We start from the raw sequence: 26,377 nt of genomic DNA, 5'->3' as shown, positions 1-26,377 counted from the left end.
AAGTTTAAATTAATTTAATTCGGAAAGAATAAGAATTTCTTAACGGCTGCAAATGTACATGTTTAATTAATATTATCTACTTTTGCTCCCAAGTTTATGTTAAACTTGACCTTAAATTAATATAGGATTTATGCGAATTAGAAAATTTTTAGCCCTGTTTTTTGTTTTATCCTCAACATTGGCAGGCTTTTCCCAAGCAAAAAAGTTCGCTGTGAAGACAGTGGCATTCTACAATTTCGAAAATTTATTTGATACAATCAACAATCCAAACAATGATGAAGAGTGGCTTCCAACCGGCGCACAGCATTGGACATCAGCTAAATACCATCAGAAACTTGAAAATCTGGCCCGTGTCATTACACAAATCGGAACCAATGACCAACAGAAAGATGCACCCGTGATCATAGGCGGTGCCGAAATCGAAAACCGCGGTGTCCTCGAAGACCTTGTCAAGCAGCCAAAAATGAAGCCATGGGATTATGGTATCGTACATTTTGATTCCCCTGATAAACGTGGTATCGACGTCGCGATGCTTTACCAAAAGAAACATTTCAAGCCAACGAGTTACATCAATATTCCACTCCTTATATATAGGGATCAAAAAGCGGAAGATGCCAAAAAGGAAAAAGAGGAAGCTACGGACGATAAGATTGAAATCAGTAAGGACAACCGTGTTTATACCCGTGACATCCTTTTGGTAACCGGGCTCCTGGATGGTGAAGAAGTCAATATCATGGTCAATCACTGGCCATCGCGCTCCGGAGGTGAAAAGAAAAGCAGCCCTTTTCGTGAAGAGGCCGGTAGGCTTGCCAGAAAGATCATGGATTCTGTATACAAGGTAAATCCGAATGCGAAGATTATCTGCATGGGCGACCTCAATGACGGTACGTATAATAAAAGCGTCAAGGAAGGCGTAGGGGCAAAGCTTAAGAAAACCGAAGTCAAGCAATATGGTGTTTATAATCCTTTTGAGCAAATGGCCAAGGAAGGCAACGCCTCACTTTTCTACCGCGATGCCGGAGATATTTTTGACCAGATCATGGTCTCCGAAACATTGATCAAGGAAGGCTATGAATCCCTTCGCTACTGGAAAGCCGGAATTTATAATAAGCCGTTTATGATCCAGACCGATGGGCAGTATAAAGGATACCCGCTGCGACATTCGGCCAATGAAGTCGGTTTCAGCGATCACTTTCCCGTATACATTTACCTGATTAAGGAAATGAAATAGTATACCTGATGTTATAAGAAAAGCCGGATATTTCCGGCTTTTTTAATTTTAAATAGTACATTTGCGCCGCAGATTTCCCAAAATCAACACTTTATGAAACAAATGTTCGCCCTGTTATTACTTTTTGCAGCAATAAAAGGTTTTTCCCAGGATACCATTCCTACCACGCGTGTGAAGGATTTTGTCGGTAAGGAAGTATGGGTAAAAGGAAAAGTGGCTGCCGTAAAGGACGCCACTCCGGAAAACCGTGTGGTCTATATTAATGTCGACAAGGCATTTCCCGATAATGTCTTCACGGTCGTCCTGAATGTCAAGTATGCACAGCGTATGAAGGTAGACCTGGCCACTGCCAAAGGCAAAAAAATCCTTGTAAAAGGCACCATCATCATCGATAAAAATGGCGGGCCCGTGCCACAGATTTTCAATCCGACACAGATTCAAATAAAATAGCTTAATTTTATATTAAGTTAGGAAGTCAGTAAAGTCCGGAAGCCCGGAAGTTATTGTTGTCACTTCATTGAGATCATACCGACTTTCTTTCTGGCTTTACCAACTAAATTTACGCTATGGCCTCCACAAAACCTTTCAACCTCAATCAGTGGATCAACGACAACCGCCACCTGCTCAAACCGCCGGTGGGAAATAAAAACGTGTACGTCCATTCACAGGATTATATCGTCATGATTGTTGCCGGCCCAAACGCCCGCAAGGATTTCCATTACAATGAAACCGAAGAGTTATTCTACCAGCTCGAAGGCAGTATAAAGGTGATTATCCAGGAAGACGGTGAGCGAAAGGAAATGGAACTCCATGCCGGCGACATGTACCTGCACGGTGCACGGATTCCGCATTCGCCTGTCCGTTCAGAAAATTCCATCGGACTGGTCATCGAACGCAAACGTGCCGGCCTCGGATTTACAGATGGCCTGCTCTGGTTCTGCGAAAACTGCAACCACAAACTCCACGAAATCTACTTCGAACTCCACGACATCGAGAAGGATTTTTTGCCGCATTATAAGCATTTCTATAATTCAGTGGAATTGCGGACGTGTGATAAATGCGGTACAATAATGGAAGCAGATCCGAAGTATACTGATGATAATTAATTTACTGCGTCAGTTCGCTGCGCTCGGGTCAGGAGCTAATCCCGCTGTCCGCTGTATCTTTTCCCCGCTAAAGAAGCAGGAAAAAGGATGCCGCTTCCATCGGGGCTAAACGTTCCTGTATAGCACAAAGTTTCTTCCAACTTGGAAAAATAACGTCCCGTTGCGCTGCCATAAGTCGCGAGGCGGGCACCTGCACTGTGAAAATGCCGCAAAAATTAAACACTGTCTGAGCGCAGCGAGTTTGTTTAATTTCGGCATTAAGCAGTAGCAGGTCGCCAAGTGGGTTCGTGGCTTGATTTTTTGTTTCTTTTGTATCAAGACAAAAGAAAAATTATTAATTACATTTGCACTCGCAATCGATATATTAAATTATGACAACAACAATAGCAGAACAATTCGGCATGACCGAAGCACTGGCCCAACTCGGCATTAAAGATATTAACGAAGGAACTTCAACAGGAGTTAACCACTTTTCAAACGGAGATATCCTCGAATCTTATTCTCCTGTAGACGGACAACTCATCGGAAAAGTGAGAATGTCCACTGCAGCAGATTATGAAACAGCAATGGCAGCTGCTACGGAAGCTTTCAAAACTTTCCGTTTGATGCCGGCACCACAACGTGGTGAAATCGTGCGTCAGTTCGGAGAAAAATTACGCAAAAACAAAGAAGCACTTGGAAAGCTCGTTTCCTATGAAATGGGAAAATCCCTGCAGGAAGGCTACGGAGAAGTACAGGAAATGATTGACATCTGTGACTTTGCAGTTGGGCTTTCAAGACAGTTGCACGGATTGACTATGCATTCAGAGCGTCCGGGTCACAGGATGTATGAGCAATACCATCCGCTTGGGGTTGTCGGGATCATCTCGGCATTCAACTTCCCTGTGGCGGTTTGGTCATGGAATACCGCGCTGGCATGGATTGCCGGTGATGTGTGCATCTGGAAACCATCTGAAAAAACACCTTTGTGCGGTATCGCCTGCCAGAATATCATTGCTGAAGTTATCAGGGAAAATAATTTACCGGAAGGTATTTCATGTTTAATCAACGGAGATTACAAAATCGGAGAATTAATGACTGCCGACACGAGAATCCCTTTGGTTTCTGCAACAGGATCTACAAGGATGGGTAAAATCGTCGCACAGGCAGTTGCAGGCCGTCTTGGAAAATCACTTCTGGAATTAGGCGGAAACAACGCCATCATCGTCACTCCTGACGCCGATGTAAAAATGACTGTTATCGGTGCCGTATTCGGAGCTGTAGGAACTGCCGGACAGCGTTGTACTTCAACGCGCAGGCTTATTATCCATGAAAGCATGTACGATAAAGTAAAAGACGCTATCGTTTCAGCATACAAGCAATTAAGGATCGGAAATCCATTAGACCAAAACAACCACGTAGGCCCACTGATCGATACACATGCTGTGGAATCATACAACAAAGCACTTGAAAAAGTGGTTGCCGAAGGGGGGAAAATACTTGTAGAAGGCGGCGTACTTTCAGGTGAAGGTTACGAAAGCGGCTGCTACGTGAAACCTGCTATCGCTGAAGCGGATAACAGTTTTGAAATCGTACAGCACGAGACTTTCGCTCCGGTATTATACCTGTTGAAATATTCAGGTGATGTAGAAAATGCGATCGCACTTCAGAATGGCGTGGCACAGGGATTATCTTCAGCAATCATGACCAACAACCTTCGCGAAGCCGAGCGTTTCCTTTCCGTTGCAGGTTCAGACTGTGGTATTGCAAATGTAAACATCGGTACCTCAGGTGCTGAGATTGGTGGGGCTTTTGGTGGCGAGAAAGAAACCGGCGGTGGCCGCGAATCGGGTTCTGATGCCTGGAAAATCTATATGAGAAGACAAACCAACACCATCAATTATACGACAAACTTGCCACTGGCACAGGGAATCAAGTTTGATTTGTAAGGAAATTTAGCCCGCCAGAAATTAAAAAAGGTTGCCATCAGGCAACCTTTTTTGTTTTATATCGGTTTATCATAAACACTCCGTATCCGAGTCCCGCAACCAGCAAATATAAGATGCCACTGTCAATCGGATTTCCCGGTGGCCCTGGAGGAATAGGGGGCGGTGGCCCTTCCGCAGGTGGTCCCGCAAGGCAAAACCCACAAGAGAGAACAGCAATTATAATGCAGATAATGAATAATTTGTTGGGGACAATTTTCATACGCCACAAAAATATAAAATTAATCGTTGAAACAAAATTTTGCCTGATGTATTATTAATATTCAATTAATTACGGCATTTCACCGATACCGGATTGAAATATAGTGATTATTTATGAACTTTCCTTATAATTAGGCAATTGAGGTTTAAAAATAAGCACGCAATTGTATGCTTCCCGTATGTATGGTTTTACTTGTTTCACTTTTACGTCCCTGATAATTTAAATTGATGTCAAGAAATTGGGTCAGGTTCTTTTGTATCAATAAACGCCAGGTCATGTTTTGTCCCGGCTGTAGTCCTTCAAGCATTTGGTAAGCTACCGGTGCCAATGCATCTCCATTAAATTTGTTCTGATATAATGAAAATTCCCCGTTTACTGTAAATTGTTTTTCTCCGGCAAACGTAAATGATGTCCCAAACCGCTGCTGCGAAAGCGTTTCCATAGCCGCTATCCTGTTGTCCTTTTGCTGGAATTCATAGAACAAATCCCAACTGGCACTTTTTGAAAACAGGTAGGATATCTTTGGAGAAAGTTTATAATTTTTAACATCATAATCGCGGGCACTGTAATTTTCCGAATGCGAAGTCGAAATCCCCGTAGCGCCGCCCATATTGATAAGCCAGCTTTTCTGCAGCAGGTGGGTATACTGTAACTGGTGCGAGCCTATGAAAGCCTGCTGCGCCCCGACGGATAACAGGCTTTTGGATTCCGCTTCCAGAAAGGTATAGGTCACGGAATGTTTCTGTTTCCCGCGGTTGTAAAAAAGGCTGTTGCGGAAGTTAAAGTTCAGCCCAAGCAGCTCGTCATCATCTGCGGAAGCGAACGGATTGAAATCAAAATTGCCATGGTGGTTTTCGATTTTCCGCTCCGTAAGGAATGAAGTCTGGTTGTAGAAATACGAAAGCAGTTTCCTGAAGCCTTTTTCATTCTGCCATTGCAAAGGATTCAGTGTCACCGACGAAGAGAATTTATTCTGGTGCGTCTTCAAAAATACCTGGTTCGGCAGGAATACTTTTACATATTTTGCCTGGTCGATAAACTGTGCGATTTCAAATTCCTCCAATTCCTGCAACCCATTGTTATTGTAATCGTTCCAGGTATAAACGCCCTGCCCGGCATCCACTTCGACATAAGAGAATTCCTGCTGCGCTATCGTTCCAGAGAAGTTTTCATACGCCGCCGTAACCTGCACCAATTGGTTGAAATAACGGTCGTTGTACAACAATCTTGAATTCAGCGAAGGTTCGCTTTCCCTCGCCGGGTCTTCAAATTTCAGGGTACGGTAATTGGCGAAAAGCGTCAGGTCACTTTTGTCTGTCTTAATCAAACGCGATTTGATGTAATAGGAATGGGAAGTGTTGACTTTCTGAAGCAAACCATTCTGCAAACTGTCATTGATACGGTGCAGGTAACCCAATTCCACAAAAACCTTGGTCGAATCGCCACGCCCGATAAATGTGCCGTATTCGGTAAAACGCTGACTTAAAGCTGAGAATTGGTTTGTTGCTTTCAATTTTTCCTCATTGTCCTCAAGATGCAGCGACCCGCCGATCCAGTTTTTGCCGAAATGATAACGCGCCTGGGTTTGATTGCGCACGAATTTCGAAGAAGCATAATCGCTGTCGCTTTTGAGCAAGCTGGCGTTTTCCTGTATCGTCAGTTTTTTAAGATTGAACACACCGTTGACGACGTGGCGTGAACCGGAAAAACTTTCGGTAAAATCAAGTTTCTCGAATTGGTACGTGAATTGTCCTTGCTGCGGAAGCTGGAAATTCAAACCAGTAACTATCAGGCTTTGGTCGCCGACAGGATTTACAAGATTCCAGTCGCGGTCAAATTCAATCGTGAACAGGCGCTCAATAGGCTGGAATTTCTTTTGGATGAATTGATAATTTGCAAACGCATCCAAAGTCCATTTCCCCGAATACAGCCGTTGCTTCGCATTCATTTTTGCTGCCACACCCTGGTTGTCGCCGTCATCGAGATGAGAATACAGGTTTTTGTCATTATTGCTGAGGCCGACCTCAAAATCAATATTCGTCTTTTCCCCCGGATGATAGGCACCACCAACTGTCGCAACCTGCAGTTTTACGGGAGGTACCAAACGCGTAACCGGTTCATAACTTCCGCGCAATTCACCATCCACGGGAGGTTTGTATTCGTAGATCTTTCCGGTTCCCGTAACGGTTTTCAAAGCATAATGCCCCTGGTTACTGCCCACTGAGGAAAACCGGACATTGTATAAAGTGTCATCGGGATTGGTAGAATGTACAAATATTTCGACACCATCGGACAATACCTTCTTATACAAAATCTTATTTTCAGAAAAAGTATCTTCATAAGCTGAAGGCACAATCATTTCAGTGGGATTGTCGCCTGCCGCGGACAAGGCCTGTACTTGCTCCGGAGAAAGATTCTGTTGCACCGGCTGGTTTTTCACATCATTTTCAGAATACAGATAACCACTCAGGCTCCACTTTTCCTGTTCGTGTGAAGCGCCTGCATAAGTTACGAACCGGGTATAATTCTTGTCTGAATATTGGTATTCAATGTTGATGCGCATTTCAGAAGTGATCGGGAAAAGCGACGTAAAAGTAATTTCGCCCGCATTGTAATCAATGACATAATCATTGCTTCCGCCGCGTTTCAGCAAAATACCATTGACATAAACCCTTTCCGAGCCTGAAATCACAAGGATAAAAAGCTCGCCGTTAGGGCCTTTGAGTTTGTATGGGCCCTGGTTCCCTTCCTGGCCCGTAAACGTACTTTTGGCATATTGCCCACGGACCAATGCCGCCGATGCGAAAACCGATGTCTTGTTTTCAGGCGTGCCGAAATCGAAAGATGCGGCGAGCCCCTGCACTTTTTTGCTGAAATTGAGAAATTTCGATTTTCGGTTTTCAAGGAAAAGATCCCCGGCGCGGATGTTCCATTTGTCACTGAAAAGCTCGATGAAAATTTGGTCGAATTCATCCAGTTTTTGAGAGTAACCGCCTTCCTGAAGCGGAATATTGGTGTCTTGTATGGAGGCACGTAGGCTTACCTTATCCGAAATTTTCCCCGTAATCTGTAAGTCCAGCGAAGAATTTACCGTGGCATTCTGGTTGTTCCCAACGGTAATCCCCCGGGTAATGCTTCCGGATGTATTCAATCCTTCGAAAGGGACAAATTGTTTTATGGGATCACGGGAAATTGTATACAATCCGTTTTCTACTATTTGTGAACGGTCATAAATGCTGTATTCTTTGGTAAGAAATTCCGGAAGTTTTAAAAACCGGATAGAAACCGAATCGTTTAAAACGGCGGCATTTTCATGAAATACCAAAGTGCCTTTTGCAAAATTGATTTGATACGAAAGCGAATCAACCGGGTTTCCGTTCCTGTCGGAAAGTTTAAAAAAGGAAGGATTAATGCTCACACTGTCCAAACGGATCGTGTCGCGCGTGGCTACGATTTTTTGATTTCGGTATGGCGACTGGATTTCCTGGGCATACATCCCCGAAAAAAACAATACCGAACATATCGCAAGCCACTTTTTAAACATCCGTTACAACGTAGATTTGATTAGAAAATTTGATAATTAGAAAATTAGAAAATGTGGGCGTTACCGGATATATTGCTAAATTATCTCATTTTCCAATTACCGCATCACCTAATTCACTTCCTTCGTCACGACCTGCATCGTTTCCCGGCTCATCTGCTTCAGCAAAACCTGTTTGTTTTTCTCGACGATTCTGGCGGCTTTTTCATCAAAATGGCGGATGGTATACAGAGAGACATTTTCGTTGTAAGCGACTTTGAATTTCTTCGAAAGTATCGTTTTCAATTCATTGAAATTTCCGAATTTATCCTCAATACACACTGAAAAACTGATTGCCGAATTCTGGATCAGGCTTACTTTCATCTTATATTGATGCAACAGGCTGAAAATCTCGCTGATGTTTTCTTCCATGATAAAAGAAAAATCTATTGATGAAAGGGAAATCAAAAGCTGTTCTTTTTTTACGATGAAGCAAGGCAAATGCGGTTCGAGGTCTTTTCCTTTCGATACGCTGGTTCCCGGCAATTCCGGTTTCAGGAACGATTTTACAAATAATGGGATTTCCTTGCGCTGCAACGGCTGCAACGTTTTCGGATGGATGACCGTCGCGCCATAAAACGCGAGCTCGATGGCTTCGCGATACGAAATCTGGTTCAGCAACGTAGCATTTTCAAAATAACGCGGATCGGCATTCATTACGCCCGGTACGTCCTTCCAGATCGTGACGCTTTCCGCATTGAGGCAATACGCAAAAATCGCTGCGGTATAATCAGAACCTTCACGACCCAGCGTTGTCGTAAAATTGTTGTCATCGGAGCCTAAAAAACCCTGGGTGATATTCAGGACTTTGCGTTTCACATTTTTGGAAATGTTCTTTTGCGTCTGTTCCCAGTCCACATTCGCATCGCGGTACGTATTGTCCGTCTTGATGAAATGGCGCACGTCAATCCAATTGGTTTTGATGCCCATATGATTCATGAAATTCGCCAGGATGGTCGTCGAAATCAATTCGCCCATACTCACGACCTGGTCGTAAACGAAATTGTAATTCGGGGATTTATTTTGTGAAAGGAACGCGTCCAGATCGGCAAACAACCGATTCACATCCGTAAACGCCGCATGCTTTTCATCATCGAACAAATCGAGCAGGATTTGGTTGTGATACTTGCGTACTTCCTGTACTGAGGCCTGCAGTTCCTTTGATTTTTCGAAGTAATTCTTAATCACGACTTCCAATGCATTGGTCGTTTTTCCCATTGCGGAAACCACAAGCAGTACGTCCTCATAGCCCACTTTCTGCAATACGTCATGCACGTTCCGGATTCCTGCCGCGTCTTTTACCGACGCCCCGCCAAATTTGAATATTCGCATAATAAAAATTTCAATTTGAAAAATCCCAAATTCCAATTTTGACCGGAATTCTGGAATTTGGTATTTATTTTTTGGAATTTAAAAAAGTTTCAATCCCGTTCTCATCCATATTCACCACGCGCCAGTCGGTTAAAATCCTTGCGCCGGACTTTTCATAAAAATCAATGGCGGGTGTGTTCCAGTCCAATACATTCCACTCGATGCGGCGCACGTTGTCGCGTTTGCCCTGCGCGATGATCTCGCTGTACAGCATCAGGCCCAGGCCGGTGCCGCGCATGGCCTCGGTGACAATCAAATCCTCGAGGTGTATCGTGCGGCCTTTCCAGGTTGAATAACGGTAATAGTACAGCGCCATCCCTACGATATGGCCGTCATTTTTCTCCGCTACGAATGTATGGAATAACGGGTTTTCGCCAAAACCGTCGCGTTCCAGGTCTTCCACAGTCACGACGACTGCTTCGGGTTCTTTTTCAAAAACCGCAAGTTCCTTTACAAGCGCCAATACGGCGGGCATGTCTTTTTTTTCGCCTTTTCTTATGATCATTTTTTTCAGGAGCTTATCCGGCTGTTCGCTGCAATCTTTTGTTTTTTAAAGAAAAAAACAAAAGGATTTTCGCTGCCATCCGGGCTATGGGATTCGTGTTCAATGACAAATATACAAATCCCGAAAACTATCTTTCGAAATCGGCGGTAATTTCACAAAAAAACCGATATTTTTGTGCCTAACTAACTACAACGATTTCGTAATGGAAGAACGCAACAGGACCTTAGGGGAATTCATCATTGAGAAGCAGAAAGACCATAATTACTCGACCGGGGAATTGTCCAAGATCATCAATTCGATCAGGCTTGCGGCGAAAGTCGTGAACTATAAAGTAAACAAGGCAGGATTGGTGGACATCATCGGTGCGGCTGGCGAACAGAACGTGCAGGGTGAAGACCAGCAGAAACTGGACGTATATGCCAACGAGGTGTTCATACAAACGCTCATCAACCGTGAAATCGTGTGCGGCATCGCTTCAGAGGAAAATGACGATTTCATCACGGTCCAGGGACTGGACGAAGGGCACAATAACAAATATGTTGTGCTGATGGATCCTTTGGACGGCTCTTCAAACATTGATGTGAACGTTCCCGTGGGGACCATATTTTCAGTTTTTCGCAGGATTACCGAAGTGGGTACTCCGGTAACGCTTGAAGATTTCCTGCAACCGGGAACGGCACAGGTGGCTGCGGGTTATGTGATTTACGGCACATCTACAATGCTGGTTTATACGACGGGACATGGTGTGAATGGTTTTACGCTGAATCCGGCAATCGGGACTTTTTATCTCTCGCACCCGAATATGCAGTTCAGTAAAGATGGGAAAATCTACTCCATCAACGAAGGGAATTATGTGCATTTCCCGCAAGGCGTAAAGGATTACATTAAATATTGCCAGCTTGAAGAAGGCGACCGCCCGTATACTTCGCGTTACATCGGAAGCCTGGTTTCAGACATTCACAGGAATATGATCAAAGGCGGGATCTATATTTATCCCACCAGCTCCAAAGCCCCGAAAGGGAAATTACGCCTTTTATACGAATGCAACCCGATGGCATTTATAGCTGAACAGGCAGGAGGGAAAGCTTCAGACGGTTTCGGGCGCATCATGGAAATCCAGCCTACAGAACTGCACCAGCGCGTACCATTCTTCTGCGGAAGCTATAATATGGTGGAAAAGGCAGAGGAGTTTATGAGGAAAAGCAGCTGAGTTGCTGAGTTTCCGGAGTTTTCAAAAAAAGTTAAAGAAAAAGCTTCCCAATACGGGAAGCTTTTTCTTTATTCTGTAATTTTACTCAGCAACTATTTATTCATGTGCTGCATCTCATAAATAAAAGTATCGCTATCGACTTTTTTATCGACCAATGACATCGCCTTATTTACAATATGGTTTACATTGCCAGGCGTGAAGCCCAGCGCCAATGCGAATTTCTTAAGCAATACATCCTGCTTGTCACCCAGATGGTGATCGACGTGTACCATACGTGACAGGTCATAAAGGCGTTCCAGCCTTTGCGTGTATAAATAGGGTGGATTGATCGGGTATTTCATAGGATTTTCAAGGATTTCCTCATACTCGTCCGAGGTGATATCCAGTTTTCCGGCAAGCTTGTCCAAAAATGATTTTTCTTCCGGAACCATAATCCCATCAGCCAATGCCACGCGCACGATTGCTGAAAAGTGTCCCTTATTCCTGGTCTTGAATTCGCTATCAAATAAATCTGAAAATGACATAATTATCTTTGGTTTAAATTGTCCTGCAAATATAAAAGTATTTCAATTTTAATGGAAGTTAATTGCAAAGATTTTCAGCGGTTTTTACTACGGATTTCAACCAGAATCGCTTCTTTTGAAAAATAATTGTATGTTTGGGGACCCTAAATTGTTACCCTATGATGTCTGAATTTTGGAGTTACTTTCAAATCGGATTGCGGCATGTGCTCGACATCAATGCCTACGACCATGTGTTGTTCCTGATCGCGCTCACCGTCCCATATGCTTTTAAGGATTGGAAACGGGTGTTAATCCTGGTAAGTTTCTTTACGCTAGGGCATACACTTTCATTGATACTTTCAGTGTACGGAATGGTTTCCGTAAATCCCGGTTTGGTAGAATTTATGATCCCGATTACGATTTTAATTACGGCGCTGTTCCATCTTTTTACCGCAGGGAAATCCTCTAAAACCGAAAGCATCAGCATTATCGGATTCGTCACGCTGTTTTTCGGGATCATCCATGGACTTGGGTTTTCGGGTTATTTTAAGCAATTGCTGCCGGGAACGGCTTCGGATAAATTATTGCCATTGCTCGAATTTGCGCTCGGAATCGAAGCAGCGCAGATCATTGTCGTATTGATTGTTTTGATCTTGTCGTATGTCGTCCAGACATTTTTCCGTTTTTCAAAACGCGACTGGACACTTGTCATGGCATCATTTGTTACCGGTGTGGTACTTCCGATGATTGTCGACCATTGGCTTTGGAATAAACATTAACAATGCAAAGCTTTTACATCAGATAAATTCGTTTACTTTCGCCAAAAAATAATCCCTACTTTTACATTATGAGCATCGAAAAACGCAACAAATACGACAAAGCATACCTGCGCATCGCAAAGGAATGGGGGCTTTTGTCCTATTGCAAACGCAAGCAGGTAGGCGCTATTATCGTAAAAGACAGGATGATTATCTCTGACGGATACAACGGCACGCCAAGCGGTTTCGACAATTGCTGCGAAGATGAAACCGGGCTAACGCAATGGTATGTGCTCCACGCGGAAGCCAATGCCATCTCTAAAGTGGCGCGTTCCACACAATCCTGCGAAGGTGCTACTTTATATATCACACTTTCGCCATGCAGGGAATGCAGCAAGCTCATCCATCAATCCGGAATTAAACGCGTGGTGTACAGCAATGGCTACCGTGATGAATCCGGGATTGATTTTTTAATAAAGGCCGGTGTTGAGGTGGTGCATATTGAATCGGAATCATGAAAAAGGACAGGCTTTATTTACCGATCTTGATTTTTACCACGCTGGCGCTGGGAATTGTGCTTGGAACAATACTCAACATTCCGGTGGACCGCGAAATTCTTTCCTCAAATACACATAAGAGTAAGCTCAACAAACTCATCGACTTCATTGACAATGAATATGTTGACGATGTCAATACGGACTCCATCGTGGATCTGACCGTAAACAACATCCTCGACAAGCTCGATCCGCATTCCGTATACATCGCAAAGAATGAGATGGAAGATGTTTCCCAAAGTATGAAAGGCGATTTCGTGGGCATCGGCGTCAATTTTTACATGTATAACGACACGGTTTCCGTCATCAGGCCAATGCCCGGCGGCCCCTGTGATAAGGCCGGGATTATCGCCGGGGACCGTATTTTATATGCTAATAAGGAAAGGCTTTTCGGAAGGAAATTTTCTACTGAAGATTTATATGCAAGGCTGAAGGGCGAAGTGGATTCTGAAGTAAGGCTGACCATTTTACGCAAAAGCGAAAACAAGCGTTTCGATGTAATCGTAAAGCGTGATGTCGTGCCGATTAAAAGCGTGGATGTCGCGTTGATGATCAATAAAACCGACGGATATATCAAGATCAACCGCTTTGCTGAAACCACTTATGACGAATTCCATAAAGGGCTTCTGGAACTGAAAAAGCTGGGTGCCAAAACCCTCATCGTCGATGTACGCGACAACGGCGGGGGCTATCTGGAAAAGGCTGTTGAAATCGCAGATGAATTTCTCCCGAAAGGACGTATGATCGTCTTTACCAAAAGCAAGAAAGGCAAGATTGAAAAGACATACGCTTCTACACGGGGTGATTTTGAAAACGGGAATTTATATGTTTTGATCAATGAAAATGCGGCCTCTGCCAGTGAAATCTTTGCAGGGGCAATACAGGATAATGACCGTGGTACGATTGTAGGAAGGCGTTCGTTCGGGAAAGGCCTGGTGCAGCGGGAAATGAGCTTTGACGACGGGTCGGCGGTGAGGCTCACCGTGGCGAGATATTACACGCCAACGGGGCGTTCCATCCAAAAATCATACGAACACGGAAAAGAAGCATATTATAAGGATTTCGGGCACCGTTTTGAAAGCGGGGAATTGTATAAGAAAGACAGTATCAAAATTGCCGACACGCTGAAATTCCGCACCCCAAAGGGGAAAATCGTTTATGGCGGTGGCGGCATCGTTCCAGATGTTTTCGTACCGCTTGAAACAGTCCATGGGGACGAAAGATTAGGATATATGCTGCAATCGGGCGTGACGGGGTATTTTGTTTTTGAACAGCTGGAGCATAACCGTAAAATTTTTAAAGGAATGGATTATGCGGCATTTTTAGCCTTCATGAAGAAAAAGGACACGTACTTTGGAGCCTTTTCAAAATACCTTTCGGAAAACGGCATGAGCATCAACCTTGATCAGGAAAAAGAGCTTGTGAAAAGGTATATCCTGGCCGAATTTGCGCAGCAATTGTTTGGAGAAAATAAATATTTTGAGATCATCCTGTCCCGTGACGCGATGATCAATGCCATCCTGAATAAGCCGGCTACTTCTTAATGCTGTCGTGGGACTGGCTTTGATTGCCTCCATTCCATCCGGTGAGGATATCGGTTGCAACAGCCGCGCCGCTTCCGGCCGCAATCGCCAATTGGCTTCTCCATCCGGCAAGGGTTCCGGTAACATAAATACCCTCGGCAACTTTGTGGTCCTGGTTTTTTAATTGGATGCGGTTTTTCTCAGGAATGGCCTTTTTATGTGGCTCAACATATTGCGTCAAACCTTCAATCGCAAAAGTGTTTGTCCACCCGATGCCGATGACAATAGACCTTGTTTTGTAAATATCCTTGTTCGTCGTAACGGTAAACTCAGGGTAAGAACCTTCCACCTTCATCACTTTTTCATTGGGAAGCTGTATGACGTGCGGGTATTTTTGCGCAAGCTGTGTTGTACTTTGAATCAGCAAATCGGCACCGGTAGTTCCAGGCTCGATACCATACGCATTATTGAAAAGCGCTTCCTGGAGGTTAGAGGTTTTCTGGTGTGTGAAAATGCCTATTTTTTTATCGGCAGCATACGCTTTATTAATAGCGGAGCCTAAGACCAAAGCGCACGACATGCCTGAAACGCCGCCGCCAAAAATCAAAACATCAAACATGGATTATTGGTTTTTTGTCTTGTGCTCAATCGCTTTTGACATCCTGAAAATAATCAATATGAAGACGGCGCAAAATGAAGCGACAATGCCAATCATCGCTACAAGGCTGTCGCCCGCGAGCAAGTTCTTGAAATTCAATTGCGTAATATTGAATACAATAAGCGCTAATGCTAAAAAAATTAATATAGTGGTAAATATCTTCATTTTATTTTAAAAAATTTTTATCCAAAGTAATAAAAAATGGATTAAACGAATAATGCTTTAACATTAGAAGCGAATAATTTAACAGCGATGGCCAGCAGCACCACGCCGAATGCTTTGCGTATGACGCCCAAGCCGTTTTTACCCAGTAATTTTTCAATCCTGCCTGAAGACCGGAGCACAAAATAGACAAGGATAATGTTCAGTACTATGGCAACGATAATGTTAATCGCATAAAACTGCGCGCGTAGCGAAAGCAGTGTTGTCATTGTCCCCGCACCTGCGATCAGCGGGAAAGCAATCGGTACGATGGATGCCGAATTCGATTCCTCGTCCCTGTAGATACGGATGCCGAGGATCATTTCCAAAGCCAGGAAAAACAATACGAAGGCACCGGCTACCGCAAACGAATTGACATCGATCCCGATCAGATTCAGCAATTCCTCTCCGGCAAACAGGAAAACGACCATGATGATGGCAGCGACCAGCGACGCTTTTTCAGATTCGATATGGCCGTGCTTCCTCCTCAGGTCGACAATAATTGGGATGGACCCAACAATGTCGATCACCGCAAAGAGCACCATGGTAACCGTAATGATTTGCCTGATATCGAAATTCATACTTAGGATTTGTGCCGCAAAATTATCGCTTTAAAACCGGAACGACGCTAAAATTGCGTTAATTATTCGTTCGTGAGGAATTATCGAAATCTGAAAATCCGAAAATCTGAAAATCCAAATAACTGAGTATCTTTGCTGCATGTTTCAATTAGGAAAAACCATCGTTTCGGAAGAGATTCTGCAGAATGACTTCGTGTGCAACCTCTCCGCTTGCCACGGCGGCTGTTGCGTCGATGGCGATGCCGGTGCGCCTTTAAGCCAGGCAGAAACTAAAATTCTCGAAGAAATTTATCCCAAAGTCAAGCCATTCCTCCGCAAGGAAGGCATTGCTGCCATTGAAGCGCAGGGCACTTGGGTCACGGGTACTGACGGCGATCTTGAAACGCCCCTGATAGACAACAAGGATTGTGCCTATGTGATTTTCGACGGGAAAACTGCACTTTGTGGTATTGAGCAAGCCTACAACCAGGGTGTAGTCGAATGGAAAAAACCCGTTTCCTGTCATTTGTATCCGATACGGGTGAAGGATTTTACGGAGTTCGCGGCAGTAAATTATGACCGCTGGGACATCTGTGATCCGGCCTGTGCTTTGGGCGCCGAACTGGAAGTCCCGGTGTATAAATTCGTCAAAGAAGCGCTCATCCGCAGGTTTGGCGAAGACTGGTATGCCGAGCTTGAAAAAGTGGCTGCGGAATTAAAAAAACAAGGGTAATTCATTCCCCGCTTCCGCAGATTTCCCGCAACTGAAATTCCTATATTTGACGGTACTTAAGCTGAAAATCAATTTCATAATAAGTTGAAAAACAGCCGTTTGTAAATCAAGAAAAACCTTTCACATAAATTTCCGCTTTGTTAAAAACTCCCTCTTATTGTGGATAAGTCTGCTTTTTTTGGCTTTTATAAACCGTCTGAAATGCCAATCTTTGTATCACTCTGAAAGAGCCAAATAATACCCCTAAAACCATAAAGTTTAACGAAGCATGTCGACTCAGGAACCCATCTTACAGGAAAATAAAAATCGTTTTGTAATCTTCCCGATCAAGCACCATGACATTTGGGAATGGTACAAAAAGATGGAGGCCAGTTTCTGGACCGCCGAAGAAATTGATTTATCGCAGGATTTGAACGACTGGAACAACAAACTAAATGCGGAGGAAAAATATTTCATCAAACACATTCTTGCGTTTTTTGCTGCTTCAGATGGTATCGTAAACGAAAACCTCGCCGAGAATTTCGTCAACGAAGTGCAATATGCCGAAGCGAAATTCTTCTACGGATTCCAGATCATGATGGAAAACATCCATAGCGAAACCTATTCGCTTTTGATCGATACGTATGTAAAAGACGAAGCTGAAAAAGACGAATTGTTCAATGCACTTGAAGTATTTCCTGCGATTAAGAAGAAAGCCGAATGGGCACTAAAATGGATTGAATCTGATTCATTCGCGGAAAGGCTGATTGCGTTTGCAGCCGTTGAAGGGATTTTCTTCTCCGGTGCTTTCTGCTCGATTTACTGGCTGAAGAAGCGCGGCCTGATGCCGGGATTGACATTTTCTAACGAATTGATTTCCCGTGATGAAGGCGTGCATTGCGATTTCGCGGTGCATTTGCACAACCATCACCTGATCCATAAAGTTCCGAAGAAACGCATCCGCGAAATCATCGTTGATGCTTTGAACATTGAGCGCGAATTCATTACCGAGTCCCTGCCGGTGAGCCTTATCGGGATGAATGCCAATCTAATGACACAATACCTCGAGTTCGTGACCGACCGCCTTTTGGTGGAATTGGGCTGCGACCGGGAATACAATACCTCAAACCCTTTTGATTTCATGGACATGATTTCACTGCAGGGGAAAACGAATTTCTTTGAAAAGAAAGTGTCTGAATACCAGAAAGCCGGTGTGTTGAACAGCGGCAGCGGGAACGATACAGACGCACAAAAGATTAGTTTCGACGCCGATTTTTAGATTTTCACGCCCGTAAATTACGTTCATTATTTCCGGATAACGTCCGGAGACGAGGATTTGCAGCCTCGATCGCAGCGGACACGAGCCTGAAAGGCGAACGGCAAAGCATATCCTTTTTCCTGCTCCTTTAGCAGGGAAAAGATAATAGCGTAGAGCAGGAACCGTCTGCCCAATAAAAAAACAAATATTTACAAATAACCCGAATTCAGCGAAGGGATTCCCTGATTCACAAAACCAGAAAGCGTATGTATGTAGTAAAAAGAGACGGCAAGAAAGAGCCGGTAATGTTTGACAAGATCACCGAGCGTATCAAGAAATTGTGTTACGGACTCAATTATCTCGTTGATCCGGTGAAAGTAGCGATGCGTGTGATTGAAGGACTGTATGATGGTGTTTCCACCTCAGAACTTGACAACCTTGCAGCCGAAACCGCGGCATCGATGACGATTGCACATCCGGATTATGCCCAGTTGGCGGCGCGTATTGCGATTTCAAACTTACACTCGAACACGAAGAAATCCTTCTCGGAGACGATGAACGAAATGTATCATTATGTGAACCCGAGAACCGGAATGGCATCGCCGCTGCTTTCTGAAGAAGTGCATGAAGTGATCCAAAAGAACGCCGAATTCCTGGATTCGCACGTGATTTACAATCGCGATTTTAATTATGACTATTTCGGGTTCAAGACGCTCGAGCGCTCTTACCTGCTCAAAATAAACGGCAAAATCGTAGAGCGCCCGCAGCACATGCTGATGCGTGTTTCTGTAGGAATCCACCTTGATGATCTGAAGTCGGTGATTGAGACTTACGACCTGATGTCGAAAAAGTTCTTCACCCACGCGACACCAACGTTGTTCAACGCCGGTACGCCAAAACCGCAAATGTCTTCGTGCTTCCTTCTGGCGATGCAGGACGACAGTATCGACGGGATTTATGATACGTTGAAACAAACGGCCAAGATTTCGCAATCTGCGGGAGGTATCGGATTGTCTATCCACAATGTACGTGCTACGGGTTCTTACATCCGCGGGACAAACGGAACATCAAACGGAATTGTACCGATGCTCAAAGTATTTAACGACACGGCACGTTACGTAGACCAGGGTGGTGGAAAGCGCAAAGGAAGTTTCGCCATCTACATCGAAACCTGGCATGCGGATATCTTCGATTTCCTTGATTTGAAGAAGAACACCGGAAAAGAGGAAATGCGTGCGCGTGATTTGTTCTTCGCGATGTGGACATCGGATTTATTTATGAAACGCGTACAGGAAGATTCATACTGGACCTTGATGTGCCCTAACGAATGTCCGGGATTGTATGACGTTTACGGTGAGGAATTTGAGAAACTGTACATTGGTTACGAAGAGCAGAATAAAGGGCGTAAGACTATCAAGGCCCGCGAGCTTTGGGAGAAAATCCTGGAATCACAAATCGAGACCGGAACGCCGTACATGCTTTATAAAGATGCGGCGAACCGCAAATCAAACCAGAAGAATCTTGGAACTATCCGTTCATCGAACCTGTGTACCGAGATTATGGAGTACACTTCGAAAGATGAGATCGCGGTGTGTAACCTGGCGTCGCTGTCATTGCCGATGTTTGTGGAAGACGGAAAATTCAACCACGATTTATTATACACAGTAACCAAGCGTGTGACGAAAAACCTGAATAAGGTAATCGACCGCAACTATTATCCGGTGCCGGAAGCCGAGAATTCCAACATGCGCCACCGTCCGGTAGGATTGGGCGTACAGGGATTGGCTGATGCGTTTATCATGCTGCGCATGCCATTTACCTCTGATGAGGCGAAAACGTTGAACCAGGAGATTTTCGAAACGCTCTATTTCGCTGCCGTAACCGCATCGATGGAAGCCGCCAAAGAGGACGGACCATACTCGACGTTCAAAGGCTCGCCGATGTCGCAGGGAGAATTCCAGCACAACCTTTGGGGACTGAAAGACGAAGAACTTTCCGGCCGCTGGGATTGGGCTGCATTGAGAAAAGAAGTAATGGAACATGGGGTACGTAATTCCCTTTTGGTAGCGCCAATGCCAACCGCTTCGACGTCTCAAATCCTTGGAAACAATGAAGCTTTTGAGCCATATACTTCAAATATTTATACAAGGCGTGTGCTTTCAGGCGAGTTTATCGTCGTAAACAAGCACCTTTTGGAAGACCTGGTAAGCCGTGGTTTGTGGAACGAAGATTTGAAACAGGAAATCATGCGCCACAACGGATCGGTGCAAAATATTGAGCGTATTCCACAGGATCTGAAGGATTTATATAAAACCGTTTGGGAAATGTCAATGAAGGACATTATCGATATGTCGCGCCACAGAGGATACTTCATTGACCAGTCCCAGTCGCTGAATCTGTTCATGCAGGATGCGAATTACGCGAAACTGACCTCGATGCACTTCTACGCCTGGCAGTCAGGATTGAAGACGGGAATGTATTACTTAAGGACAAAATCAGCCGTGGATGCCATCAAGTTTACGCTGAACAATGATAAGAAAGCCGAGCCTGTTGCAGCCGAAATACACGCTGCAGCACCTGCCATGAAACAGGAAGTTGCCGCGCCTGCCGTTGAGGTGGAAGCCATCAATGCGGATGATTTCCGTGCGATGATCGAAAGGGCGAAATCTTCGGAACCGGATGATTGTGAAATGTGCGGATCTTAAGACCCGAGGCGCAGCCGTACTGTATGGAGCGCAGCGGAATAAATTAGGAATTAAAAATTATGAATTACGAGTTATTAGGTTGAAATTCATATTTCATAATTCGAAATTAAACCGGATTTTAGACTTTAATTGTATATTTGAAACAGCTGTCGTAAAGGCGGCTGTTTTTTTTAATCCAAAAACAATGAACATCATGGAGAACAGGAATTTTGTTGTTACTGATGACCTCCTCGCATCGAAGGGACAACGTTTTGCAAACTACATTATTGACCTTATTGTACAATATGCATTGGTATTTGCATTTTCAGTCATTGCCGGATTGATTGTCGCGCTGCTTGGGAGACAGGATATTTTGTACAAAATGCAAACACTTAACAGGTTTGAGGAATACCTTATCGGCGCCATATTTGTGGTATTGTATTACGGAACGATGGAAATGTTCCTTTCACGAACCGTCGGCAAGTTCATCACCCAAACGTTAGTGGTCATGGAAGATGGCTCAAAACCGGATAAAGGAACCATTATGAAGAGGACGTTTTGCCGGCTGATCCCATTCGAACAGTTTTCCTTTTTCGGGGAACGTGGCTGGCATGACTCGATTCCAGATGTATATGTGGTTGATAAAGTTGCTTTTGAAGAAGCGCGCAACCTGTTCCACTCTTTTGACGAAATAGGGCAAAGGGAAGAAATATAATATGCAAGCCCGGCATTACGAAGAATTAAATATTAATATATTATGGCAAAACAAAAAGGAGTCTACACCGGACTGATAGAAAAAGATGATTTCGGGAATTATTTCTGCGGGCCGTACCTGCTCGATTATCAATACACAGAAGCCGGTAAATTCAAAATTGGCGACGAAGTCAACATCAAATCGGTTATTGCAAATCCTAGCGACGCAAGCGCGGGTTGGTATCCGCAGAAGTCACGTGACTTTTTCCTCTCAAACCTGAAGGAATAATGTCATATTTATTTTTAATCCTACACTCTTAATGCTGAAATAATCCAATGAATTGGGAACAACTCCTTTCACTTAAAAAACTCGGGGATAAAGGCAAGCGCCTCCGTATAGAAGAACTCGATACGCGCCTTGGCTTTGAAGTCGATTATGACCGTATCATCTTTTCATCCGCATTCCGCAGCCTGCAGGACAAGACACAGGTCATTCCACTTTCCAAAACCGATTTCGTGCATACACGGTTGACCCACAGTCTTGAGGTTTCCGTAGTAGGGCGTTCATTAGGAAGGCTGGTGGGCAAGAAAATCATCGAAAAATATCCGTATCTGAGCGAAGTGCATGGCTTTCATATGAATGATTTCGGGGCGATTGTTGCTGCGGCTTCCCTGGCACATGACATTGGGAATCCGCCTTTCGGACATTCGGGAGAGAAGGCGATCGGGGAATATTTTTCCATCGGGAAAGGGCAGCAGTTTAAGGAAAGCCTGAGCGAAAAGCAATGGCAGGACCTGATTGATTTTGAAGGCAATGCCAATGGTTTTTCAGTACTGACCGCAAGTCGTCCGGGTATTGAGGGCGGACTAAGGATTTCGTATGCCACGCTTGGTGCCTTTATGAAATACCCGAAAGAAAGCCTGCCGAAGAAACCCACCTCAAATATCTCGGATAAAAAATATGGATTCTTCCAATCGGATAAGGATTTTTTTAAGGAAGTCGCGGAGGAACTTGGCATGATTCCAAGCAGATCGGGTGATGACATCGGTTTTCAACGCCATCCGTTGGCATTTTTGGTTGAAGCGGCGGACGATATCTGTTATACGATCATTGATTTTGAAGATGGTATCAATTTAGGCCTGGTTTCCGAAGATTATGCGTTGGAATACCTGATTAAACTTGTTAAAGACAACATCGATACGGTCAAATACAATGCGCTTATGACGAAAGAAGACCGCATCAGCTACCTGCGTGCGCTCGCCATCGGCAGCCTGATCAATGATGCCGTAAATGTCTTTATCGAAAATGAAGAAGCCATACTGAAAGGTACATTCCACCAGGCACTGACTGACAAAAGTAAGTACAAAGCCCAGATGGATGACATTATCAAGCTCAGCATCAAAAACATTTACCAGAGCAGGGAAGTGATTGAAAAGGAACTCGTCGGTTACCAAATCATTCAAACTTTATTGGACAAGTTCATCACCGCTTTCAACAACAAAGCCAACAACAATTGCTCGAATTACGACAAGCTGATCCTGAAGATGCTCCCCGACAAGTTCCTGGAAGAGAAAGACGATTTGTATGCGCGATTGCTGCACATCTGCCATTTCGTGTCGCTGTTGACGGACGGCAATGCGTTGGAATTGTTTGAGACGATTAATGGGACGAAGAGAATATAGTCCGAAAGTCAGGAAAGTCCGAAAGCTTTTGTGTCTTTCGGCTTTCAGACTTTTCTAACTTTCCTGACTAAAAATTATACACCAGCCCAATCCCCAAAACCTGCTTCAACTGTACTTTCGGCCCAACGGTGATCTGTTCGCCCTCCTTTTCCTCTTTGCCCTTGATGTCATCATCGTAGATTAAATTGAATCCGATATTGGCCTTTACATATTGGTTTACGACCAAATCGAGCTGCGCCTGCCAGTCGACATCGATATTCCCGAAATGGTTGAGGTAATCGGAGTATAAATTCAGGCGGTGTTCGAAGGTGATGTTCTTAAAGATTTCCTTCTTAAAGTGGCTTGTGAAGAGGAAGCCCAATTCGGTCTTCATCTGCCTGCCTTTTTTTAAACGTTCGCCGGTGACATCGTCATAAATGGCCTTGGTGACCCCAAAAGCGCCCTGGTCGGCAAGCCTTTGGTCTAGTACCATCGTGTTCTTCAGGGTTAATGGCGAGATGTACAGGTTGATTTTCTTTTCCTTATTTGAATATTCTGCTCCGACACCGAGGAAGGTATATGCCGGTGCCAAAGGTTTCGAAATCGGCATTTCGGTATTCGGGTAATTGTAACCGTTCGTAAACTGCGTATTGAAACTGAACTTCGCCGAATGGTACCAATTAGACACCGAATCCCTGCGATAACCCGCCGTCGAAGTAAACTGGAATGCATCGTCGGTCTTGCGCAATTCGATGCCATCCTGCTTGTTGACGCCATAACGCACAATCATTTCGTTGCCCCATTTGAAATTGCCTTTGTTGTAAATCCGCGTGAAATTCCCTTTCAGCAATCCTGAAACCGAGCTCGTCCCTCCCGCGCTCCAGTTCACAAAAGCGATTTCACTAAGGTCGAACCCAATCGTGTTCTTGCGCTGCCATGGGGAAACGGAATCGGGGACTTTGACAATGATTTTCTTTTCAACAGTAATGATGGTGTCTTTGGTTTGTGCGGCAGATTGGATTGCCTTGAATGCGATACAGCCGATGAGGAAAATGCGGATAAGTTTCATGAGGAAAACGATTCTTTGGTTTGCAAAAATCGGAATTTCCTATAAAAGCCGGATATTTTGATGGCATTTTTTGCGATAACGTTATCGCTGATAGAAAGTCAAAAGTCAAAAGTCGAAAGTAGTGTTCCAGCCGTTTAATAAACCACTTTTTTAGTAACTACATTGCCATCGCCTGAAGTGACGCGGACAAATAATACCTGTCGGGACACAGTTAATTGTGGTAATTTTACGGTATTGGCGAAGAGGTGGGATTGTTCTAAAACCAATCTGCCGCGGCTGTCGAATACTTTAATACCTGAAATGGCTTCAGTCGCGGAATTGATTTCCAACACGCCATCGGCTTTAAACAGGGCAATGCTTCCGGCATCAAAAACGGGCGTGTCTACAGCAAGGGGCATATTTTGGAATACTATACTGAAACGATTTGTGGTGGTTCCCGCATCGGCGGTAAAAGTATACGGGCTTTCTTTCACATTATGGATAATTCCCGGAATATTGTCCTTAATGTAAATATTTTGGTTTCCGGCAAACAACCCGTCCAGGTGGTCGATGGCCATTGTAAAAGCTCCCGGCGTGACGGCGTTGAAACTTATCGGTATGACATCCGCAGCGTCAAATGGCAATGACAGTGCCTGTATGGCAAACTTCTCATTACCAATCAAGGAGGAAATATTGTTGACGCTGTCCTCCATCTGCGGTGCATCAACGGAAATATCAACACCTTGCGTAGCGCCATCCATGTAACCCACTAACATCTGGCTCTGTACTCCCTCAACATTAGCAAGATTCAGCCAAATCCTGTGTTTTTCGATATTGGCATGCCTGAAAAAAACAGCATTGTTATTGCCGGTACGCATGGCGTTGGTAAATGTGGCCGTTCCGGAAGTGGCGGTTTTCAGCAGGAAGCCCTGCCCGACAGCAATTGTTCCGTCAGGTATTGCACTGGTTGGTGTGGTGGCTGAAGCCGTCCCGAATGTGGTATAGGTGGCATAATTCGCTCCCGAAGCAGCGCCCTGATCGGTATGTGTCCAAAAGTACAATGCGCCCGGGTTTTGCATCAGGAATAGATCAGCATCAATAGCCGACGGATAAGGATTGCCCAGCATATTATAGCCCTGGCCCGTACCCGGCGTATTGGTGATGGCGATTGTAGCGTCACCGTTATTCGGTATGCCAGTGAACGCGCCGTAAAACGTCGTTTGCGAAAAATCCAAAGGGAAGTTATTCGGAGCACGCACCATATAGCCTTTGGCTTCAGCAAATGAAATCCCCAGCGGTTCGGGAATCACCGCAAATGAATTCGTGGTTTCGTTGAGCGTATAAAAACGGGAACTGCCTACAGTGGCGGGATATCCCGGAGCCATCGTCGGGGACAGCGTGTATGGGGAAAAACGTTTCAAATCCTGGCCTGTTACGGGGGAACCCCAGAAAACATAATCCTGCCTTTTCATCATGGCCCTCTTTTTCACGGTAATTACACCGGTATTGCTTGCGTCGTTTACCTGGATCAGGTTTGCATTGTTTTCAACAACCAAAGATCCACCCGAATCAACCGAAACCACGCCTTCGACAATAAAATCATCACCGGTATTAATCGTTACATTGGCTTGCTGGATTGTAAGTGTACAGGCGTGCAGGTCGCCGGTAGAGGAAAAATCTCCGGTAAATACCGCCGCAATAGTACTATTTGGAGCGCCATTGTCCCAAGAAGTGCCATTCCAGGCCGTCGTTGAGGCACAACCGGGCGTGCAGGCCTGGCTTACCTGGGCGGCATTGAGGCATCCTATCGCATTTCCGGATATGGTTGCGTTTCCGCCATTGGAAAGATAAGTGCATAGGCTCGGCACATTGCATGTAGCAAGACCGGCATTGGAATCCAGTCTCAAATCTGTAAGTAATGATGGATCCACATTGTCAAGGCCTGAAAGTGATGTCAAAGCATTGTTATACGTCAGTTGTATGTAGCCATTCACGGTGACAAGATTATTTAAACCTGAAATGTCCTCCAGGATCGCATTGTCTCCGATGAACAGGTAACTGCCGATCGATGACAGGCTTGAGAACCCTGAAAAATCCGGTAGTGCGGCATTTTCTGAAATATAGAAATATCCCCCTGTCGAAGCAAGCTGCGCGAAATCTGAATCGGCAAGCAGGGGGTTGGAATAATACGCAAAAAGGCTGCCTACACTGGTTAAGGCAGGCATTGAAAAGCCAGTCATATCTGGATTCCCGCCTACATCAAAATAACCATTGATGGTTGTAATATTAGGAAAAGAAACATCGCTGAGCCCTGTATTTTCCCGATATACAAAATCACCGCCTATGCTCGTCAGGTTATTAAAATCGGGCAAT

The 26,377-nt window shown here is 44.6% G+C and carries 23 protein-coding genes; 14 read left to right on the top strand and 9 right to left on the bottom strand.

Features of this window, described 5'->3' with window-relative positions:
• Positions 1–130 precede the first annotated feature (130 nt).
• The 4 genes from HYN49_RS02785 (at position 131) to amaB (ending at position 4,265) form a co-directional block, all read left to right on the top strand.
• Positions 131–1,231, top strand: coding sequence for an endonuclease/exonuclease/phosphatase family protein (locus tag HYN49_RS02785; RefSeq protein WP_108902700.1), 1,101 nt, complete (start codon positions 131–133; stop codon positions 1,229–1,231).
• Between the two features lie 93 nt (positions 1,232–1,324).
• A complete protein-coding gene (locus HYN49_RS02780) occupies positions 1,325–1,681 on the top strand; it encodes a hypothetical protein (RefSeq protein WP_108902699.1) in 357 nt (118 codons plus the stop codon).
• A gap of 116 nt (positions 1,682–1,797) precedes the next feature.
• Positions 1,798–2,337 (top strand): 3-hydroxyanthranilate 3,4-dioxygenase, encoded by a 540-nt coding sequence (locus HYN49_RS02775; RefSeq protein ID WP_108902698.1) that lies wholly within the window; start codon positions 1,798–1,800, stop codon positions 2,335–2,337.
• A 371-nt stretch (positions 2,338–2,708) separates the two neighbouring features.
• Complete coding sequence (amaB, locus tag HYN49_RS02770) at positions 2,709–4,265, top strand: L-piperidine-6-carboxylate dehydrogenase (RefSeq protein ID WP_108902697.1); 1,557 nt, start codon at positions 2,709–2,711, stop codon at positions 4,263–4,265.
• Between the two features lie 404 nt (positions 4,266–4,669).
• On the opposite strand, the gene HYN49_RS02760 is transcribed toward amaB, so the two are convergent.
• The 3 genes from HYN49_RS02760 to HYN49_RS02750 form a co-directional block, all read right to left on the bottom strand.
• Entirely contained in the window at positions 4,670–8,068 is a 3,399-nt protein-coding gene (locus HYN49_RS02760) for a hypothetical protein (protein ID WP_108902696.1), read from the bottom strand.
• A gap of 108 nt (positions 8,069–8,176) precedes the next feature.
• On the bottom strand, positions 8,177–9,436 hold the full coding sequence (locus tag HYN49_RS02755) for an aspartate kinase (RefSeq protein ID WP_108902695.1): 1,260 nt from the start codon (positions 9,434–9,436) through the stop codon (positions 8,177–8,179).
• Positions 9,437–9,500: 64 nt separating this feature from the next.
• Entirely contained in the window at positions 9,501–9,980 is a 480-nt protein-coding gene (locus HYN49_RS02750) for a GNAT family N-acetyltransferase (RefSeq protein WP_108902694.1), read from the bottom strand.
• A 202-nt stretch (positions 9,981–10,182) separates the two neighbouring features.
• Here HYN49_RS02750 and fbp point away from each other — a divergent pair, with 202 nt between their 5' ends.
• On the top strand, positions 10,183–11,190 hold the full coding sequence (gene fbp / locus HYN49_RS02745; protein WP_108902693.1) for a class 1 fructose-bisphosphatase: 1,008 nt from the start codon (positions 10,183–10,185) through the stop codon (positions 11,188–11,190).
• A 92-nt stretch (positions 11,191–11,282) separates the two neighbouring features.
• Here the strand turns inward: fbp and HYN49_RS02740 are convergent, their stop codons facing one another.
• The gene (locus HYN49_RS02740; protein WP_108902692.1) at positions 11,283–11,714 is read right to left on the bottom strand and encodes a tellurite resistance TerB family protein; all 432 of its coding nucleotides are present in this window, start codon (positions 11,712–11,714) and stop codon (positions 11,283–11,285) included.
• A 161-nt stretch (positions 11,715–11,875) separates the two neighbouring features.
• Between HYN49_RS02740 and HYN49_RS02735 the strand changes: the two genes are divergently transcribed.
• From HYN49_RS02735 to HYN49_RS02725, 3 genes are all read left to right on the top strand, one after another.
• Positions 11,876–12,472 carry a HupE/UreJ family protein gene (locus HYN49_RS02735; protein WP_108902691.1) on the top strand — a complete coding sequence of 199 codons (597 nt, stop codon included), beginning with the start codon at positions 11,876–11,878 and terminating at the stop codon, positions 12,470–12,472.
• A gap of 68 nt (positions 12,473–12,540) precedes the next feature.
• Complete coding sequence (locus tag HYN49_RS02730) at positions 12,541–12,969, top strand: deoxycytidylate deaminase (RefSeq protein WP_108902690.1); 429 nt, start codon at positions 12,541–12,543, stop codon at positions 12,967–12,969.
• The gene (locus tag HYN49_RS02725) at positions 12,966–14,549 is read left to right on the top strand and encodes a S41 family peptidase (RefSeq protein WP_108902689.1); all 1,584 of its coding nucleotides are present in this window, start codon (positions 12,966–12,968) and stop codon (positions 14,547–14,549) included. The genes HYN49_RS02730 and HYN49_RS02725 overlap by 4 nt, the downstream gene beginning before the upstream one ends.
• Here the strand turns inward: HYN49_RS02725 and HYN49_RS02720 are convergent.
• Genes HYN49_RS02720 through HYN49_RS02710 form a run of 3 tightly spaced genes read right to left on the bottom strand, consistent with a single transcriptional unit; the run spans position 14,539 to position 15,968 of the window.
• Complete coding sequence (locus HYN49_RS02720) at positions 14,539–15,147, bottom strand: FAD-dependent oxidoreductase (protein ID WP_108902688.1); 609 nt, start codon at positions 15,145–15,147, stop codon at positions 14,539–14,541. The genes HYN49_RS02725 and HYN49_RS02720 overlap by 11 nt on opposite strands.
• A 3-nt stretch (positions 15,148–15,150) precedes the next feature.
• The gene (locus tag HYN49_RS02715) at positions 15,151–15,351 is read right to left on the bottom strand and encodes a hypothetical protein (protein WP_108902687.1); all 201 of its coding nucleotides are present in this window, start codon (positions 15,349–15,351) and stop codon (positions 15,151–15,153) included.
• 41 nt (positions 15,352–15,392) lie between these two features.
• Positions 15,393–15,968 (bottom strand): MarC family protein, encoded by a 576-nt coding sequence (locus tag HYN49_RS02710; protein WP_108902686.1) that lies wholly within the window; start codon positions 15,966–15,968, stop codon positions 15,393–15,395.
• Positions 15,969–16,107: 139 nt separating this feature from the next.
• Here HYN49_RS02710 and HYN49_RS02705 point away from each other — a divergent pair, with 139 nt between their 5' ends.
• From HYN49_RS02705 to HYN49_RS02680, 6 genes are all read left to right on the top strand, one after another.
• Positions 16,108–16,680: a DUF3109 family protein gene (locus HYN49_RS02705; protein ID WP_108902685.1), complete on the top strand. Its 573-nt coding sequence runs from the start codon at positions 16,108–16,110 to the stop codon at positions 16,678–16,680.
• A 268-nt stretch (positions 16,681–16,948) separates the two neighbouring features.
• Positions 16,949–17,938, top strand: a complete 990-nt coding sequence (locus HYN49_RS02700; protein WP_108902684.1) for a ribonucleotide-diphosphate reductase subunit beta — start codon at positions 16,949–16,951, stop codon at positions 17,936–17,938.
• 245 nt (positions 17,939–18,183) lie between these two features.
• A complete protein-coding gene (locus HYN49_RS02695) occupies positions 18,184–20,622 on the top strand; it encodes a ribonucleoside-diphosphate reductase subunit alpha (RefSeq protein ID WP_108902683.1) in 2,439 nt (812 codons plus the stop codon).
• 193 nt (positions 20,623–20,815) lie between these two features.
• Positions 20,816–21,316: an RDD family protein gene (locus HYN49_RS02690; protein WP_181368996.1), complete on the top strand. Its 501-nt coding sequence runs from the start codon at positions 20,816–20,818 to the stop codon at positions 21,314–21,316.
• A gap of 42 nt (positions 21,317–21,358) precedes the next feature.
• Positions 21,359–21,583, top strand: coding sequence for a hypothetical protein (locus HYN49_RS02685; RefSeq protein ID WP_108902681.1), 225 nt, complete (start codon positions 21,359–21,361; stop codon positions 21,581–21,583).
• Between the two features lie 47 nt (positions 21,584–21,630).
• Positions 21,631–22,977, top strand: coding sequence for a deoxyguanosinetriphosphate triphosphohydrolase (locus tag HYN49_RS02680; RefSeq protein ID WP_108902680.1), 1,347 nt, complete (start codon positions 21,631–21,633; stop codon positions 22,975–22,977).
• A gap of 67 nt (positions 22,978–23,044) precedes the next feature.
• On the opposite strand, the gene HYN49_RS02675 is transcribed toward HYN49_RS02680, so the two are convergent.
• Together HYN49_RS02675 and HYN49_RS15280 are read right to left on the bottom strand one after the other, a co-directional pair.
• Positions 23,045–24,025 (bottom strand): DUF3078 domain-containing protein, encoded by a 981-nt coding sequence (locus HYN49_RS02675; protein ID WP_108902679.1) that lies wholly within the window; start codon positions 24,023–24,025, stop codon positions 23,045–23,047.
• Between the two features lie 134 nt (positions 24,026–24,159).
• Positions 24,160–24,423, bottom strand: coding sequence for a T9SS sorting signal type C domain-containing protein (locus HYN49_RS15280; RefSeq protein WP_394336404.1), 264 nt, complete (start codon positions 24,421–24,423; stop codon positions 24,160–24,162).
• Positions 24,424–26,377 lie beyond the last annotated feature (1,954 nt).

It is taken from the genome of Flavobacterium pallidum (assembly GCF_003097535.1).
In the GTDB taxonomy this organism is placed as follows: domain Bacteria; phylum Bacteroidota; class Bacteroidia; order Flavobacteriales; family Flavobacteriaceae; genus Flavobacterium; species Flavobacterium pallidum.
Note: the sequence above shows the minus strand (reverse complement) of the source record. Positions and strands in the feature narration are given on the sequence as shown.